The sequence below is a fragment of the Methylocystis suflitae genome, from assembly GCF_024448135.1.
Classification (GTDB): Bacteria; Pseudomonadota; Alphaproteobacteria; order Rhizobiales; family Beijerinckiaceae; genus Methylocystis; species Methylocystis suflitae.
The window spans coordinates 34,191-47,960 of the sequence record NZ_JAMRYX010000102.1 but is presented as its reverse complement, the minus strand read 5'-3'; the positions used below and the strand labels follow the sequence as shown (position 1 = coordinate 47,960).

Genomic DNA, 13,770 nt, shown 5'->3' with positions numbered 1-13,770 from the left:
ATCGCTCAACATCAAAATTTGGAGCGGGTTCTCATCGAAAAAGTCTGTCAACTTTTTCGGAACCTGCTCTAGCCGAACAGGCCGCCCGCCCTGGGCGCAAGCGGATTGTCGGTGAGCGCCTGCGCGTCCGGACGGTCGGGCGCGGGGTGATTGACCAGCGCGCCGTAGAGTCCGTGGACGAAGCCTTCGTCGAGATCCTTGACGATAAAGACGATGCGCGTGCGTCTGTCCGCGTCCGGCCAAGCATCGGGCCACGCCTCGAGGCGGTGCGGCGGGTGAAAGACATGCTGCACGCCATGGATCGCCACGGGGCGCGACGGATCGTCGGCCAGCGCCACGATTCCCTTCACGCGCAACATGCGCGGCCCGTGGGTGTGGCGCAGAAGGTCGATGAAAATGTCGAAGGAGGCTGGCGTCAGCGGCGTCTCGGAGGAAAAGCAGAAGGCGCGTATATGCGCGTCATGCCGGTTCACGTCCTGACGATGATCGTGGGCTTCGTGGTGATGATGATGATCATGGCTATGGCCGTGACCCGAATGGTCGTGCGTCTGCGCCGTTTCCACCGCTTCGGCGTTGAGCCATTCCTTCACGCGCGGCGTCTTCGTCGCAGGATCGTAGAGGCCGCAGTTGAGGAGCGCGTCGGGCGTCGCTTCGCCCTTGGCGGCGTCAAGCTGTAGCGCGCCCGGGTTGAGCCGCGCCAGCCGCGCCTTCAGCGCATCCACACGCTCGGCGCCTTGCGGCAGATCCGTCTTGGCGATGACGAGCCGATCCGCGACGGCGGCCTGTTTGACGGCTTCCTCATGCGCGTCGAGCGTCGCTTCGCCGTTCACCGCATCAATGAGCGTGACGACGCCGTCGAGCCGATAGCGCATCATCAGATAGGCGTGGGACATGATCGTGTGCAGGATCGGCGCCGGATCGGCGAGGCCGGTCGTTTCCAGCACGACGCGCTTGAACGGCTTGATCCGGCCGTTGTCGAGCCGCTTCAGCAGATCCTCGAGCGTGTTCACCAGATCGCCGCGGATCGAGCAGCACACGCAGCCCGAACTCATCATCACCATGTCGCCGTCGATCTTCTCGATGAAGAGATGATCGAGGCCGATCTCGCCGAACTCGTTGATGAGAACGAGCGTGTCGGCGAGCGCCGGCGAGGCGAGCAGGCGGTTGAGCAGCGTGGTCTTGCCGGCGCCAAGGAAGCCGGTGATGACGGTCAGCGGAATGGGCGGCGGCGCCGAGCGCGTCGCGCGACTCGCGGCGGCCTTGGTCAGATCGTTCATTCAGCGGAACTCGCGGCCGAGCAGAAGATATTTCCTGCTCGCGGTAGGCGCGCATCTTCGCCGAAAACGCCGCGCGTTTCCAGAACGAACGATTCTTTGCCCAGGGCGATCGGGTGAAGGGTTTCCTCATCCTGAGGAGCGTGCGCAGCACGCGTCTCGAAGGACGAGGAAACCCGTTTTCGCGTATTTTTCCTCACCCTCGTCCTTCGAGACGCCGCCTACGGCGGCTCCTCATGATGAGGGTGAGGAAAAAATTCTTCACCCGATTCCCCTGATCCTTTGAGATTCTCAGCTCTTGCCCGGTTCGGCGGCGGAGTGGGCCTTCGAGGCCGCCGGCTTTTGCGCCGCGGCCGCTTTCGGCTTCGTCGCGCTTCTCGCCGCCTTGGGCTTCGGGGCTGGCTCATCGACGACGACGTCGACCTTTGCAGCGTCGGCCTTTGCCGCCGCCTTGGCGGCGCGCGCCGCTTTCACGGCCTTGGTGTGTTTGGCGCGTCGCAGCGATACCGCGTCGGGCGCCGGCTTGCTGATCGGCGAGGCGCTGGCGTCGCTGGCCTCCGGCTGCGACGACGCATAGGCGGCAAGATCAGGCTGCTCGCCGACCGGCGCGCCCGGCGCGCGTGACCGCGCCACCGGACCGGCATAGCCCGGCGCGCGTCCCACATAGACGGGTACAGGCTCAAAACGTGGGCGCGGCAGATGCGCGATTTCCTTGGCGTTCATCTGCTGCTGCGGAGCGCCGCCGAGCGTGTCGAGCAGCGGAACGCCGGAGCCGACTGGGACCGAGGCGTCCTCGATCTCCGCCATGAATTCCGCCGCCGCCGGGCCGCGGTGGTGGCACACGGACTCGCGCAAGTCAGGCGCCGCCGTGGGGCCGGAGCTGGGCAGGGACGCCAAAGAGGCGACAGCCGCGCCGCTTTGGAAGCCGCGATCGAGCAGGGCGGCCGTCTTCGCCGTGCGCAGAATCGGATTGGGCGCGCCGAGGACGACGGCGATCAAACGCCGGCCGCCGCGCGTCGCCGAGGCGACAAGATTAAATCCGGCCGAACATGTGAAACCGGTCTTCATGCCGTCGGCGCCGGCATAGCGGCCGAGAAGATGGTTATGCGTGGGGATGATCTGCTTGCCGAGCTGCATGGCGCCGATGTTGAACAGATTGGCGTGCTCGGGAAATTGCAGATAGAGCGCGCGGCCGAGAATGGCGAGGTCGCGAGCCGAAGTGACCTGCCGCTCGTCGGGCAAGCCGTTGGGATTGAGCCATACCGACTGCGTCATGCCGAGCGACGCCGAGGCGCGGTTCATCTCGTCGGCGAAGGCTTCCACCGAGCCGGACACGCCTTCGGCGATGGCGACGGCGATGTCGTTCGCGGACTTCACCATCAGCATGACGAGCGCATTGTGCAGGGTGACTTCCGAGCCGGCTCGAAAACCCATCTTGGAAGGAGCCGCGCGACAGGCGCGCGGCGACATCATCACCGGCGTGTCGAGCGAGATGCGCCCTTGGCGCACTGCTTCGAGCGCGACATAGGCCGTCATCAGCTTCGTCACGGAGGCGGGATACCAGGAGGCGGTCGCCTGATCATGCGAGAGCACGGCTCCCGACGCCACATCGACGACGATCGACGGGGTCGCGCGGGTGGGCGCGGCGGCGCCAAATAGGATCAACAACGCGCTGGCCGCCGCAATCAAAGTGGACTTCGAGAAGATCATCCGCCTAGCCCCGTTACCCGGCGCTGAAACGCGCGGGATCGCATGAAACGCCACTTATATAATAGCGCCTGAGGCGCACAGCCGGAATAGGCTCGGATTTGGGCGATTCGGGGGCGGTTGTTGATAAGCTGTTAACCATGGCCTCAGGCAAAGCGCGCGCGGCCGTCACGGCTGAAGCGGGTGATTTCGACGCGCGAGTTCTGGCTCGACAAGATGATATCTCATCAGGAACTTCAGCGCACGGGTCCATGACTGGTCGGTTTCCCCGCGCAGGTCCGTCTGCGAGATATGCGCCAGTTCTCCCGTGCGCGCGTCGCGAATGCGCATTTCGAGATATTGCTCCATCACGCTGACTTTTCGAAAGAAGCAGACGAAGGACAGGTCCGCGCCAAGCGTGCGCGCAATGTCGGCGTCGCAGCCGTTGCACTTGCGCAGCCAATGGTCCTTGACCCTCTGATCCGTCGCCGCGCTTCCGTCGACGATTTCGAACAGGCCCGACTGGGCTAAGAGCTCCCGCGCCAGGGAGGTCATCCGCTGGAGGCGCGCGGTTTCTTCGGGGCTTTCGCCGGCGATCGGCCCCCCGGCGGTGAAGTCGTCGAGCTCGATGTCGAAGACCGCGAGTTTGAATGGCGGCGATGATTGCGCGCGAGCGCCGGTCGCGACGGCTCCGGTCGCGATTGTGACGAGCGCCGATAACAAAATGTGTGTGAGCGTCTTCTTAACCATCGCCAGACTCCGCCGTTCTCGTTGAAGGCGTAGCTGCGCGAAACGATAGAAGCTTCGGCCTTTCGCCTGCGGCGCTCTGGGCAAATTTCCTTTGGGCGGCCTCAGGTCGCCGACGCATCGCCGACAAGTCCTGCGCCGATGGCGAGCCAGACCAGATGGGCGTCGGTGCGCGCGCCGATCTTGGATTTGATCTGATAATGGTAGTTCTGAATGGTTTTCGGACTGAGATTTAAGATGCCGGCGATGTCCTCGGTCGTCTTGCCCGACGCGACCAGCCGCAAGATCTCCGTCTCTCTCGGGCCAAGCTCGTCGACGAGCGCGCGGCCATCGCCCAATCGCTCCGCGGCGATCTCGCGCGCGACGTCGTCGCTGAGCGCCCGGCCGCCCTTGGCGACGATCGCCACGGCGCGAAGCAGCTCGGCGGCGTCGCTGCTTTTGGTGACATAGCCGGATGCGCCGGCCTCAAACGCTTTCAGCGCAAAGGCCGCGCCGCTGTGCATGGTGAAGATCAGAATGCGCGCACTTCTGTCCCACTGCCTGATGTGGCGGACCGCTTCGACGCCGCTCGCGCCCGGGAGAGAAAGATCCATAATGACGATGTCGGGCGAAACCTTCCGATAGGCTTGATAGGCCTCCGCGGCGTTGGCGGCTTCGGCGACAATCTTGTAATCCGGCTGGCGCTCTAGGAGCCGCCGATATCCCTCCCGAACGATTGGGTGGTCGTCGACGAGAAGAATTGTGGTCATGCGAGCGCGAGACCTTTCATCGGCGCGGGCGCGACGGCGATGAGCGGGATGCGCGCGACGACGCGCACGCCTTTCGTGGCGTCGCTGATCGACAGACTTCCGCCAAAAGCCGCGATGCGCTCGCGGATTCCGAGAATGCCGTGGCCGGAGGCGGCGGCGAGGCGGGAGGCGTCGCCGCCGCCGTCATCCTCGACCGTCAGCGCGACGAGCCCGTCGGCCGCCGCCGCGCGCTCGACGCGCAGATAGACGTTTTTCGAGTCGCCGTGCCGCATGGCGTTAGTCAGGCATTCCTGCGCGATGCGATAGAGGCTCGTCGAAATTGTCTGCGGAAGGTCGGCGAGGTCGCCCGTGAGCCGCAGATGGATGACCGCCTTTCGTCCCGCTTTGGCGTTCCAGCTCGCCGCGAGCTGGACGAGACAGGCTTCGAGCCCAAGCTCATCGAGGTCTTGCGAGCGCAGCCTGGCAAGCGCGTCGCGCAGGGTCGTCATCATGCGCTTGGCGACGCGCCCGATTGAGCGGGCGTCCTCGGCGACGCCCGGATCGATCTTGGCCGCCGCCGACTCGATCGAGCCGGCGAAGGCGAGGGTCGCCGTCAGGCACTGACCGAATTCATCGTGAAGGTCGCGGGCGAGCGCGCGGCGTTCCTCCTCCTGGACTTCGAACAGCCGCTTCGTGAGCGCGGCCCGTTCCGCCGTCGTCTGCGCCAGCCGTTCGGCAAGGTCGTTGACCGCGCGCGCGATCAGGCCGAACTCCCCTTTGGTGACGGCGCTTAGCCGGCTGGCGTAATTCCCTTGCTCCAACTGGCGCAGCCCGCGGACGATGGCCTGGGTCGGCGCCAGAGCATGGACGATGGCGACCGCGGCCAAGAGGCAAATGCAGACCGCCATCGAGGCCGCAACGCCGACGATGATCGAGATCTGCCGCCAGGCTTGTCGGATCGCCGCGCCGGCGTCCGCCTTGACGAGGATTGCGCCGGTTTCCGGTTGCCGCACGGTCAAGGGCCGAGTGATCGGCGCATGTGCGCCGAATATCCGCTCATAGGCCGCCGCAAACCATGCCGGCGCGGCGGAGCCGACGCCCTCGAGCTGGCTGCAAAGGGTTTGCGGCTCGTCGTCCCCCGGCGCATAGCTGACGCAGACGCCCGGCGAAACGAGCTTCAAGGTCGAAAGCGACTCCCAGTCGGGGACGGGCAAAATGTTGTCACGCCGCATGCTGCTCCGCCAGAGGATGGCCTGCCAGTAGAGATTTTCGAGGTGGTGTGCGACGCGCTCGGCGGACGTCGCCGCTTCCGTTTCGACCGCGCGGCGCGCATCGACCATCACCCAACCCGCCGTCAGCGTAAGGCAGATCAGGGTGATGCCGACAAGCTGCAAGACAAGCCCAACGATCAACCGCATTGGCGCATTCCCCGATAAAAAACCCGTCGCTCAGTAGAGCAGGAATCGAAAGGAGGTCCAACGCGCATCATGCGCTTAGGCCCTGATCGGGCAAATTGCCTAATCCGCGCGAGGGATTTGGATTCGTTTGAAAATTTCGGCGCGGCCTGGGCGGATATGCTAATGTGCCGGCTGTGGGTTGACGAAAGCGCCAGTGACGCCCTGGCCGTTGCGTCCTGGCGACCCGAATGTGGACTCGGTCGTGATCGACAAGCTTGAATTCCTCATCGCCGTCGCAAAGGAGAAGAGCTTTTCTCGCGCGGCGGAGATTTGCGGCGTCACCCAGCCCACGCTCTCGGCCGGCGTCAAGCAGCTCGAAGATTCGCTCGGCGTGTTGCTCGTCAACCGTTCCTCGCGCTTCCACGGCCTGACCGCCGAGGGCGAGCGGGTGCTCGAATGGGCGAAGCGCATCGTCGGCGATGCGCGCGCGATGCGCCAGGAAGTTCGCACGCTCAAGGAAGGACTTACCGGTCAGCTGAAGATCGCCGTCATCCCGACCGCGCTTGGCATTGTCTCGGCGCTGACGACGCCCTATCGCGAGAAGCATCCCGGGGTGCGTTTTTCCGTGGTTTCCGCCTCGTCGAGCGAGGTGCTGACCATGCTCGATAATCTTGAGATCGACGCCGGCATTACTTATCTCGACAATGAGCCGCTTGGCCGCGTGCGCACGGTGCCGCTCTGCTCCGAACGCTACCGGCTGCTGACCTTCGCCGACAATCCGCTCGGAAACCGCGACCGGGTGACATGGGGCGAGGTCGGTCGCATCGATCTTTGTCTTCTCACGCCGGACATGCAGAACCGTCGCATCGTCGAGCAGCTCATTCGCAAGGGTGGATCCGAGCCCGTGCCGATCCTCGAGTCGAACGATGTCATCTTGCTCTTCGACCATGTGAGATCGGGCCGCTGGGCCACGGTGCTGCCGGAGAAGCTCGCGAAGACCCTGAACGTGGCGGCGCCGTTGCGCTCCATCCCCATCGTTGAGCCGGAGGCTGTGCATGAAATCGGCCTTGTGGCGCCGCAGCGCGAACCGGTGATTCCGCTGGTCGCCGCCTTGGTCTCGGAGGCCAAAAAGCTAGCGGAAAGCCACACGCTCGACGGTTGATAGGATCGCCCTATCGCACAACGGATGGTCGCTATTGATCGGGCCTTGGATTTCCGGCACTGTTCTCGGAATTAGTCTAAATAGGACGACCGCATATGCGCAACGTCCGGACTGAAAGGGAAGAAATGTCTGGCGCTGCTCAGTATAGCGACGAGCGCGCGCGGGAAATCATCGCCGCCCATATGGGTCTCGAAGGACCCGCGATGCCCATTCTGCACGCGCTCCAAAAAGAGTTCGGCTATGTGCCCGACGCCGCCGTCAAGGAGATGGCCGAGGCGCTGAATATTTCGCGCGCCGAAATGCATGGCGTCGTGACCTTCTACCATGACTTCCATCGCGCCCCGCACGGGCGCCATACGCTCAAGATCTGCCGCGCCGAATCCTGCCAGTCGATGGGCGCGGAGCGACAGGCGCGGGCGTTTCTCGACAAGTTGAAGCTTGACTGGGGAGGAACGACGCCGGACGGCGCCCTTTCGGTTGAGCCGGTCTATTGTCTGGGGCTGTGCGCGCACAGCCCTTCAGCGCTTTATGACGGAGAGCCGATCGGCCGCGTCGACGCTGAAATGCTTGACGAAATCGCCGCGGAGGCGCGCGACTGATGGTGAAGGTATACATCCCGCTGGACATGGCGGCGGTCGCGATGGGCGCCGATAAACTGACTGCCGCCGTCGCGCAAGAGGCCGCAGCCCGCGGCGAAACAGTCGAGATCGTGAGAAACGGCTCGCGTGGAATGCTCTGGCTCGAGCCCCTGATCGAGGTGGAGACTCCCGCGGGCCGGGTCGGTTATGGCCCGGCCAAGGTCAAGGACGTCGCGTCGCTGTTTGACGCCGGGTTCCTGGCCGGCGGCGCGCATCTGCTGAACATCGGGATCGTCGACGAACATCCCTGGATGAAGAAGCAGAACCGCGTCACCTTCGTCCGTTGCGGCGTCATCGATCCGCTGTCGGTCGCCGAATATGAGGCGCATGAGGGATTCAAGGGCCTCACGCGCGCCTTCGAGATCGGGCCTGCTGCCGTCGTCGAAGAGGTCACGAAGTCGGGCCTGCGCGGCCGCGGCGGCGCGGGCTTTCCGACGGGCATCAAGTGGAAGACCGTGGCCGACTGTCCGCCGGGCCAAAAATATGTGGTCGTCAACGCCGACGAGGGCGATTCCGGCACTTTCGCCGACCGCATGATCATGGAGGGCGATCCGCTCTCGCTGATCGAAGGCATGCTCATTTGCGGATACGCCGTCGGCGCCTCCAAGGGCTATGTCTATCTGCGCTCCGAATATCCGATCGTCGCCAAAGTCTTTCAGGCGGCGATCGAGAAGGCGCTTGAGGCGGGCTGGCTCGGCAAGAACATCAAGGGCTCGGGTTTCGACTTCGACGTCGAGCTGCGCATCGGAGCCGGCGCCTATGTCTGCGGCGAGGAAACCTCGCTGCTCGAATCTCTCGAGGGCAAGCGCGGCATCGTGCGCGCCAAGCCGCCGCTGCCGGCCCATGTCGGTCTCTTCGGCAAGCCGACGGTCATCAACAACGTGCTGTCCATGGCCACCATACCGATGATCATGGAGAAGGGCGCGAAGCATTACGCCGATCTCGGCGTTGGCCGCTCGCGCGGCACCATGCCGCTGCAGATCGCCGGCAACGTCAAATATGGCGGTCTGTTTGAGACGGACTTCGGGATTCCGCTCGGCGTGGTCGTCAACGAGATCGGCGGCGGCACCCGCTCTGGTCGCCCCGTCCGGGCGGTTCAGGTCGGCGGCCCGCTCGGCGCCTATGTGCCCGTGTCGCTTTTCGACCTTCCGATCGACTATGAAGCCTTCGCGGCCAAAGATAGTCTCATCGGCCATGGCGGCCTTGTCGTGTTCGATGACACCGTCGACATGTCCTGGATGGCGCGCTTTGGCATGGAGTTCTGCGCCATCGAGAGCTGCGGCAAATGCACGCCGTGCCGACTGGGATCGACGCGCGGCGTCGAGACGATCGACAAGATTCGCAACGGCATGGACGTCGATGCGAATATCGAGCTCCTCAAGGATCTCTGCCACACGATGAAGTTTGGCTCGCTCTGTGCATTGGGCGGCTTTGCGCCCTATCCGGTCGAGAGCGCGCTTCGCCATTTTCCCGAGGACTTCCGCAAGCCGGCCCTTGAAGCCGCTGAGTGAGGTAGCCGCCATGACGCTTATCAAGGAAATCGATTACGGCACGCCCGAATCGCCATCCGTAAAATCGGTCACGCTGACCATTGACGGGAAGAGCGTCACCGTGCCCGAGGGCACGTCGATCATGCGCGCGGCGATGGAGGTTGGCACCGAGATCCCGAAGCTCTGCGCCACCGACAGCATCAAGGCGTTCGGCTCCTGCCGGCTCTGCGTCATCGAGGTCGAGGGCCGCAACGGCACGCCGGCCTCCTGCACGACGCCGGTTGCGCCCGGCATCTCCGTCAAGACGCAGACCCCGCGCCTCGCCGCGATCCGCCGCGGCGTGATGGAGCTTTATATTTCCGACCATCCGCTCGACTGTCTGACCTGCGCCGCCAACGGCGACTGCGAGCTTCAGGACATGGCGGGCGCGGTGGGCCTGCGCGACGTCCGCTATGGCTATGACGGCGCCAATCACGTCTTCGCCCGCAACAATGGCGAAGTGAATTTCGACTGGAAGCCGAAGGACGAGTCGAACCCCTATTTCAGCTATGATCCGTCCAAGTGCATCGTCTGTAACCGCTGCGTGCGCGCCTGCGAGGAAGTGCAAGGCACCTTTGCGCTGACGATATCGGGCCGCGGTTTCGAATCCCGCGTTTCGCCCGGCATGGACGAAGCTTTCATGGAGTCGGAATGCGTGTCCTGCGGCGCCTGCGTTCAGGCCTGTCCGACAGCGACGCTGATCGAGAAGTCGGTCGTGGCGGTCGGCCAGCCGGAGCATTCCGAGGTTACGACCTGCGCCTATTGCGGCGTCGGCTGCACCTTCAAGGCGGAGATGCGCGGCGAGGAAGTCGTCCGCATGGTTCCCTGGAAGGACGGCAAGGCCAACCATGGCCATAGCTGCGTCAAGGGCCGCTTCGCCTATGGCTACGCCCATCACGGCGACCGCATCCTCGAGCCAATGATCCGCGAGTCGATCGATCAGCCCTGGCGCGTGGTCTCGTGGGATGAAGCGGTCGGCTTCGCCGCCGACCGGCTGAAGGCGGCGCAGGAGAAATATGGCAAGAACGCCGTCGGCGTGATCACCTCGTCGCGCTGCACGAATGAGGAGAGCTACCTCGTTCAGAAGCTGGCGCGTCAAGGCTTCCGCAACAACAATACCGACACTTGCGCGCGCGTCTGCCATTCGCCGACGGGTTACGGACTGGCCCAGGCCTTCGGCACCTCCGCCGGCACGCAGGATTTCGACTCGGTCGACGACGCCGACGTTATTCTCGTCATGGGCGCCAATCCGACCGACGCGCATCCGGTATTCGGCTCGCGCATGAAGAAGCGCCTGCGCGAGGGCGCCAAGCTGATCGTCATCGATCCGCGCCGCATCGACCTCGTGAAGTCGCCCCACATCCAGGCGGATTACCATCTGCCGCTCAAGCCCGGCACCAATGTTGCGATGGTCACGGCGCTGGCGCATGTGATCGTGACCGAAAATCTCGTCAACCTCGATTTCGTGAAGTCGCGCTGCGACTGGGACGAATATCAGGACTGGGCGGAATTCGTATCGCTGCCGAAGAACAGCCCCGAGGCGGTCGAAAACCTGCTGGGCGTGCCGGCCGCCGACATTCGCGGCGCCGCGCGTCTCTACGCCACCGGCGGCAATGGCGCGATCTACTACGGACTCGGCGTGACGGAGCATAGCCAAGGCTCCACCACCGTCATGGGCATCGCCAATCTCGCCATGGCGACCGGCAATCTCGGCCGCCGCGGCGTCGGCGTGAATCCGCTGCGCGGTCAGAACAATGTGCAGGGCTCCTGCGATATGGGCTCGTTCCCGCACGAGCTGCCGGGCTATCGCCACATCTCCAACGATGCGGCGCGCCAGGCGTTCGAGAAGGATTGGGGCGTTTCCCTCGATCCGGAGCCGGGCCTGCGCATTCCCAACATGTTCGACGCGGCGATCGACGGCACGTTCAAGGGACTTTATGTCCAGGGCGAGGACATTCTGCAGTCCGACCCCGACACGCGCCATGTGTCGCGCGCGCTGGCGAATATGGACATCGTCATCGTGCAGGATCTCTTCCTGGTCGAGACCGCCAACTACGCGCATGTCTTCCTGCCGGGCGCGACCTTCCTCGAGAAGGACGGCACCTTCACCAACGCCGAGCGCCGCATCCAGCGCGTCACCAAAGTGATGTCGCCGAAGAATGGCTACGCCGACTGGGAAGTCACCCAGTTGCTCGCCAACAAGCTGGGACTCAATTGGAATTACGCCGACGCCAGCGAGATCATGGACGAGATCGCGCGGTTGACGCCGTCCTTCGCGGGCGTTTCGTTCAAGCGACTGGCGGAAGCCGGTTCGCTGCAATGGCCGGTCAATGACGCCTCGCCCGACGGCATGCCGATCATGCACATCGAAGGCTTCGCGCGCGGCAAGGGCAAATTCGTCATCACCGAATATGTCCCGACCGAGGAGAAGGTGGGACCGCGGTTCCCGTTGCTGCTCACGACCGGCCGTATCCTGTCGCAATACAATGTCGGCGCGCAGACGCGGCGCACCGAGAACAGCCAATGGCATCCTGAGGACGTCCTCGAGATCCACCCGCACGACGCCGAGGATCGCGGCGTGCGCGACGGCGACTGGGTGAAGGTGGCGAGCCGCGCCGGCGAGACGACGCTGCGCGCCAAGATCACCGATCGCGTCGCGCCGGGCGTCGTCTACACGACGTTCCACCATCCGACCACTCAGGCCAATGTGGTCACGACCGACAATTCCGACTGGGCGACCAATTGTCCTGAATACAAGGTCACGGCGGTGCAGATCTCGACCACGAATGGACCGACCGACTGGCAGCATCAGTATCGCGAGCTGACGGAGCAGAGCCGTCGCATCGCGAGCACGATCGACGCGGCGGAATGACGGAGACGCCGTCGCCGACACTTCGGGTCGAATGCCTGGCGCGCCGTCACGATGTGATGGCGCGTTCTTCTCGCGTGATCCCCGAAGAGACGCCGGTCGCCTTCACCTTTGGCGGCTCCACCCATGCGGTGATGATGGCGACGCCGGCCGATCTCGAGGATTTCGCGATCGGCTTCGCGCTGACGGAGGGGCTGATCGATTCCCCGGAGCAGGCGGGCGACGTCGAGATCGTCGTCTCCGACGCCGGCATTGAACTGCGCGCCTGGCTCAAGGGCGGACGCCAGGAAGCCTATGTCGAGCGACGCCGCTCGATGGCGGGGCCGACGGGATGCGGTCTTTGCGGCATCGAGAGTCTGGAGGCGGCGACGCGCGTTCTGCCGACGCTCGACAATGCGCTTTCGGTGCGCGCCGACGCCTTGATCGAGGCGATGGAGCGTCTGCCCGCGGCTCAGAAATATAATCAGGAGAGCCGCGCCATTCACGCCGCGGCCTTTTGGAATCCAGCTTCCGGCGCGCTGATCGCGCGCGAGGACGTCGGCCGCCACAACGCCCTCGACAAGCTCGCCGGAGCCTTGACGCGCCAGGCCGTCGCCGCGGGGCAAGGCGTCGTGCTGATGACGAGCCGCGTTTCCGTCGAACTCGTGCAGAAGGCGGCGCGCATGGGCGCGCCGATCATCGCCGCCGTCTCCGCGCCGACCGCGCTCGCGGTGCGCAACGCGCAGCACTGCGGCATGACGCTCGTTGCGGTCATGCGCGGCCGCGACTTCGAAATCTTCACCCATCCAGGACGCATCCTCGAACAGGTTTCCGCACATGTCGCATGATTCGGTCGATAAGCTCGTCAGAATGGCTAACCAGATCGGCACATTCTTCATGGCTCAAAAGCATCCCGACGGCGTCGCGAGCATGGCGGATCACCTGAGGAAGTTCTGGGATCCGCGTATGCGGAACGCCATCCTCGCGCATGTCGATCACGGCGGCGCCGGCCTCGATCCGATCGCGATGGAGGCGGTGAAGCGTCTCAAGCCCCCAGTCGGCTCCGACGGCTGACGAAAGCTCGAAGGCGCAGCCGCCGATTCTCAATATTATTGGACGTCGGCGCGTTCCTCGCCTAGGTCTGAGACCCAGGCGCAGCCGCGCGATCATTCTTATGCCGACAGAGCGATGACCGACCAGACATGTCCCTGCCGCGCGATGGACGCGCAAAAGCATTCCTATTCGGCTTGCTGCGCGCGTTACATCGAAGAGAAACTGCCGGCGCCAAGCGCTGAAGCGCTCATGCGCTCGCGTTACACCGCCTTTGCCCGGGGTGACATCGACTACCTTGTCGACTCCTTGGCGCCGGAGTCGCGTTACGATTTTGACCGCAAGGCCATCACGCATTGGTCGCGCAACTCGCAATGGCTTGGACTCGAGATCCTGTCGACAGAACAGGGGCTGCAAGGCGATGAAACCGGCTACGTCGAGTTCGTCGCGCATTTCACCAGCGAAGGCGAACGCTATGCGCATCGGGAGCGGTCGCTGTTTCGACATGACGCGCAGGATGGCCGCTGGTATTTCCTCGAAGAGGCCAATCGCAAGAATGCGCCCATCGTGAAGGGCAAGCAGGCGGGCCGTAACGATCCTTGTCCGTGCGGCTCCGGCAAGAAGTTCAAGAAGTGTTGCGGCGCCGCCGCGTGACCGGCGATTGAACGCGACGATTCGATTCACCTGCCGCCAGAATCCTGGAACAAAGCG

At 64.3% G+C, this 13,770-nt stretch carries 12 protein-coding genes; 7 read left to right on the top strand and 5 right to left on the bottom strand.

Translation table 11 applies throughout. The annotated features are described in order from the left end of the window. Nucleotides 1-68: 68 nt before the first annotated feature. The 5 genes from NEI07_RS08765 to NEI07_RS08745 form a co-directional block, all read right to left on the bottom strand. Nucleotides 69-1,277: a CobW family GTP-binding protein gene (locus NEI07_RS08765; RefSeq protein WP_256034061.1), complete on the bottom strand. Its 1,209-nt coding sequence runs from the start codon at nt 1,275-1,277 to the stop codon at nt 69-71. Between the two features lie 288 nt (nt 1,278-1,565). Beyond that, nucleotides 1,566-2,984, bottom strand: coding sequence for a D-alanyl-D-alanine carboxypeptidase family protein (locus NEI07_RS08760; protein WP_256034060.1), 1,419 nt, complete (start codon nt 2,982-2,984; stop codon nt 1,566-1,568). Nucleotides 2,985-3,149: 165 nt separating this feature from the next. Next, nucleotides 3,150-3,710, bottom strand: a complete 561-nt coding sequence (locus tag NEI07_RS08755) for a DUF3280 domain-containing protein (protein WP_256034059.1) — start codon at nt 3,708-3,710, stop codon at nt 3,150-3,152. 101 nt (nt 3,711-3,811) lie between these two features. Next, the gene (locus NEI07_RS08750) at nt 3,812-4,456 is read right to left on the bottom strand and encodes a response regulator (RefSeq protein WP_256034058.1); all 645 of its coding nucleotides are present in this window, start codon (nt 4,454-4,456) and stop codon (nt 3,812-3,814) included. Next, nucleotides 4,453-5,853, bottom strand: coding sequence for a sensor histidine kinase (locus tag NEI07_RS08745; protein WP_256034057.1), 1,401 nt, complete (start codon nt 5,851-5,853; stop codon nt 4,453-4,455). The genes NEI07_RS08750 and NEI07_RS08745 overlap by 4 nt, the downstream gene beginning before the upstream one ends. Before the next feature lie 241 nt (nt 5,854-6,094). Here NEI07_RS08745 and NEI07_RS08740 point away from each other — a divergent pair, with 241 nt between their 5' ends. The 7 genes from NEI07_RS08740 (at nt 6,095) to NEI07_RS08710 (ending at nt 13,713) form a co-directional block, all read left to right on the top strand. Further along, the gene (locus tag NEI07_RS08740; protein ID WP_256034090.1) at nt 6,095-6,994 is read left to right on the top strand and encodes a LysR family transcriptional regulator; all 900 of its coding nucleotides are present in this window, start codon (nt 6,095-6,097) and stop codon (nt 6,992-6,994) included. A 125-nt stretch (nt 6,995-7,119) separates the two neighbouring features. Next, nucleotides 7,120-7,593: a formate dehydrogenase subunit gamma gene (locus NEI07_RS08735; protein WP_123177019.1), complete on the top strand. Its 474-nt coding sequence runs from the start codon at nt 7,120-7,122 to the stop codon at nt 7,591-7,593. Beyond that, nucleotides 7,593-9,143, top strand: coding sequence for a formate dehydrogenase beta subunit (locus NEI07_RS08730; RefSeq protein WP_256034055.1), 1,551 nt, complete (start codon nt 7,593-7,595; stop codon nt 9,141-9,143). The genes NEI07_RS08735 and NEI07_RS08730 overlap by 1 nt, the downstream gene beginning before the upstream one ends. A gap of 10 nt (nt 9,144-9,153) precedes the next feature. Then, complete coding sequence (fdhF, locus tag NEI07_RS08725) at nt 9,154-12,033, top strand: formate dehydrogenase subunit alpha (protein ID WP_256034052.1); 2,880 nt, start codon at nt 9,154-9,156, stop codon at nt 12,031-12,033. After that, nucleotides 12,030-12,857 (top strand): formate dehydrogenase accessory sulfurtransferase FdhD, encoded by an 828-nt coding sequence (gene fdhD / locus NEI07_RS08720; RefSeq protein ID WP_256034051.1) that lies wholly within the window; start codon nt 12,030-12,032, stop codon nt 12,855-12,857. Before fdhF ends, fdhD begins: the two co-directional genes overlap by 4 nt. Beyond that, the gene (locus NEI07_RS08715) at nt 12,847-13,083 is read left to right on the top strand and encodes a formate dehydrogenase subunit delta (RefSeq protein ID WP_256034050.1); all 237 of its coding nucleotides are present in this window, start codon (nt 12,847-12,849) and stop codon (nt 13,081-13,083) included. The genes fdhD and NEI07_RS08715 overlap by 11 nt, the downstream gene beginning before the upstream one ends. Nucleotides 13,084-13,197: 114 nt before the next feature. Beyond that, a complete protein-coding gene (locus NEI07_RS08710) occupies nt 13,198-13,713 on the top strand; it encodes a YchJ family protein (protein ID WP_256034049.1) in 516 nt (171 codons plus the stop codon). Nucleotides 13,714-13,770: the final 57 nt, after the last annotated feature.

What these genes read in the sequence shown, in the direction of transcription:
- NEI07_RS08755 (WP_256034059.1), bottom strand. Translation starts at nt 3,710, where the DNA reads ATGGTTAAGAAGACGCTCACACACATTTTGTTATCGGCGCTCGTCACA.
- NEI07_RS08730 (WP_256034055.1), top strand. Translation starts at nt 7,593, where the DNA reads ATGGTGAAGGTATACATCCCGCTGGACATGGCGGCGGTCGCGATGGGC.
- NEI07_RS08750 (WP_256034058.1), bottom strand. Translation starts at nt 4,456, where the DNA reads ATGACCACAATTCTTCTCGTCGACGACCACCCAATCGTTCGGGAGGGA.
- NEI07_RS08710 (WP_256034049.1), top strand. Translation starts at nt 13,198, where the DNA reads ATGACCGACCAGACATGTCCCTGCCGCGCGATGGACGCGCAAAAGCAT.
- NEI07_RS08735 (WP_123177019.1), top strand. Translation starts at nt 7,120, where the DNA reads ATGTCTGGCGCTGCTCAGTATAGCGACGAGCGCGCGCGGGAAATCATC.
- NEI07_RS08745 (WP_256034057.1), bottom strand. Translation starts at nt 5,853, where the DNA reads ATGCGGTTGATCGTTGGGCTTGTCTTGCAGCTTGTCGGCATCACCCTG.
- NEI07_RS08715 (WP_256034050.1), top strand. Translation starts at nt 12,847, where the DNA reads ATGTCGCATGATTCGGTCGATAAGCTCGTCAGAATGGCTAACCAGATC.
- NEI07_RS08765 (WP_256034061.1), bottom strand. Translation starts at nt 1,277, where the DNA reads ATGAACGATCTGACCAAGGCCGCCGCGAGTCGCGCGACGCGCTCGGCG.
- NEI07_RS08760 (WP_256034060.1), bottom strand. Translation starts at nt 2,984, where the DNA reads ATGATCTTCTCGAAGTCCACTTTGATTGCGGCGGCCAGCGCGTTGTTG.
- fdhD (WP_256034051.1), top strand. Translation starts at nt 12,030, where the DNA reads ATGACGGAGACGCCGTCGCCGACACTTCGGGTCGAATGCCTGGCGCGC.
- fdhF (WP_256034052.1), top strand. Translation starts at nt 9,154, where the DNA reads ATGACGCTTATCAAGGAAATCGATTACGGCACGCCCGAATCGCCATCC.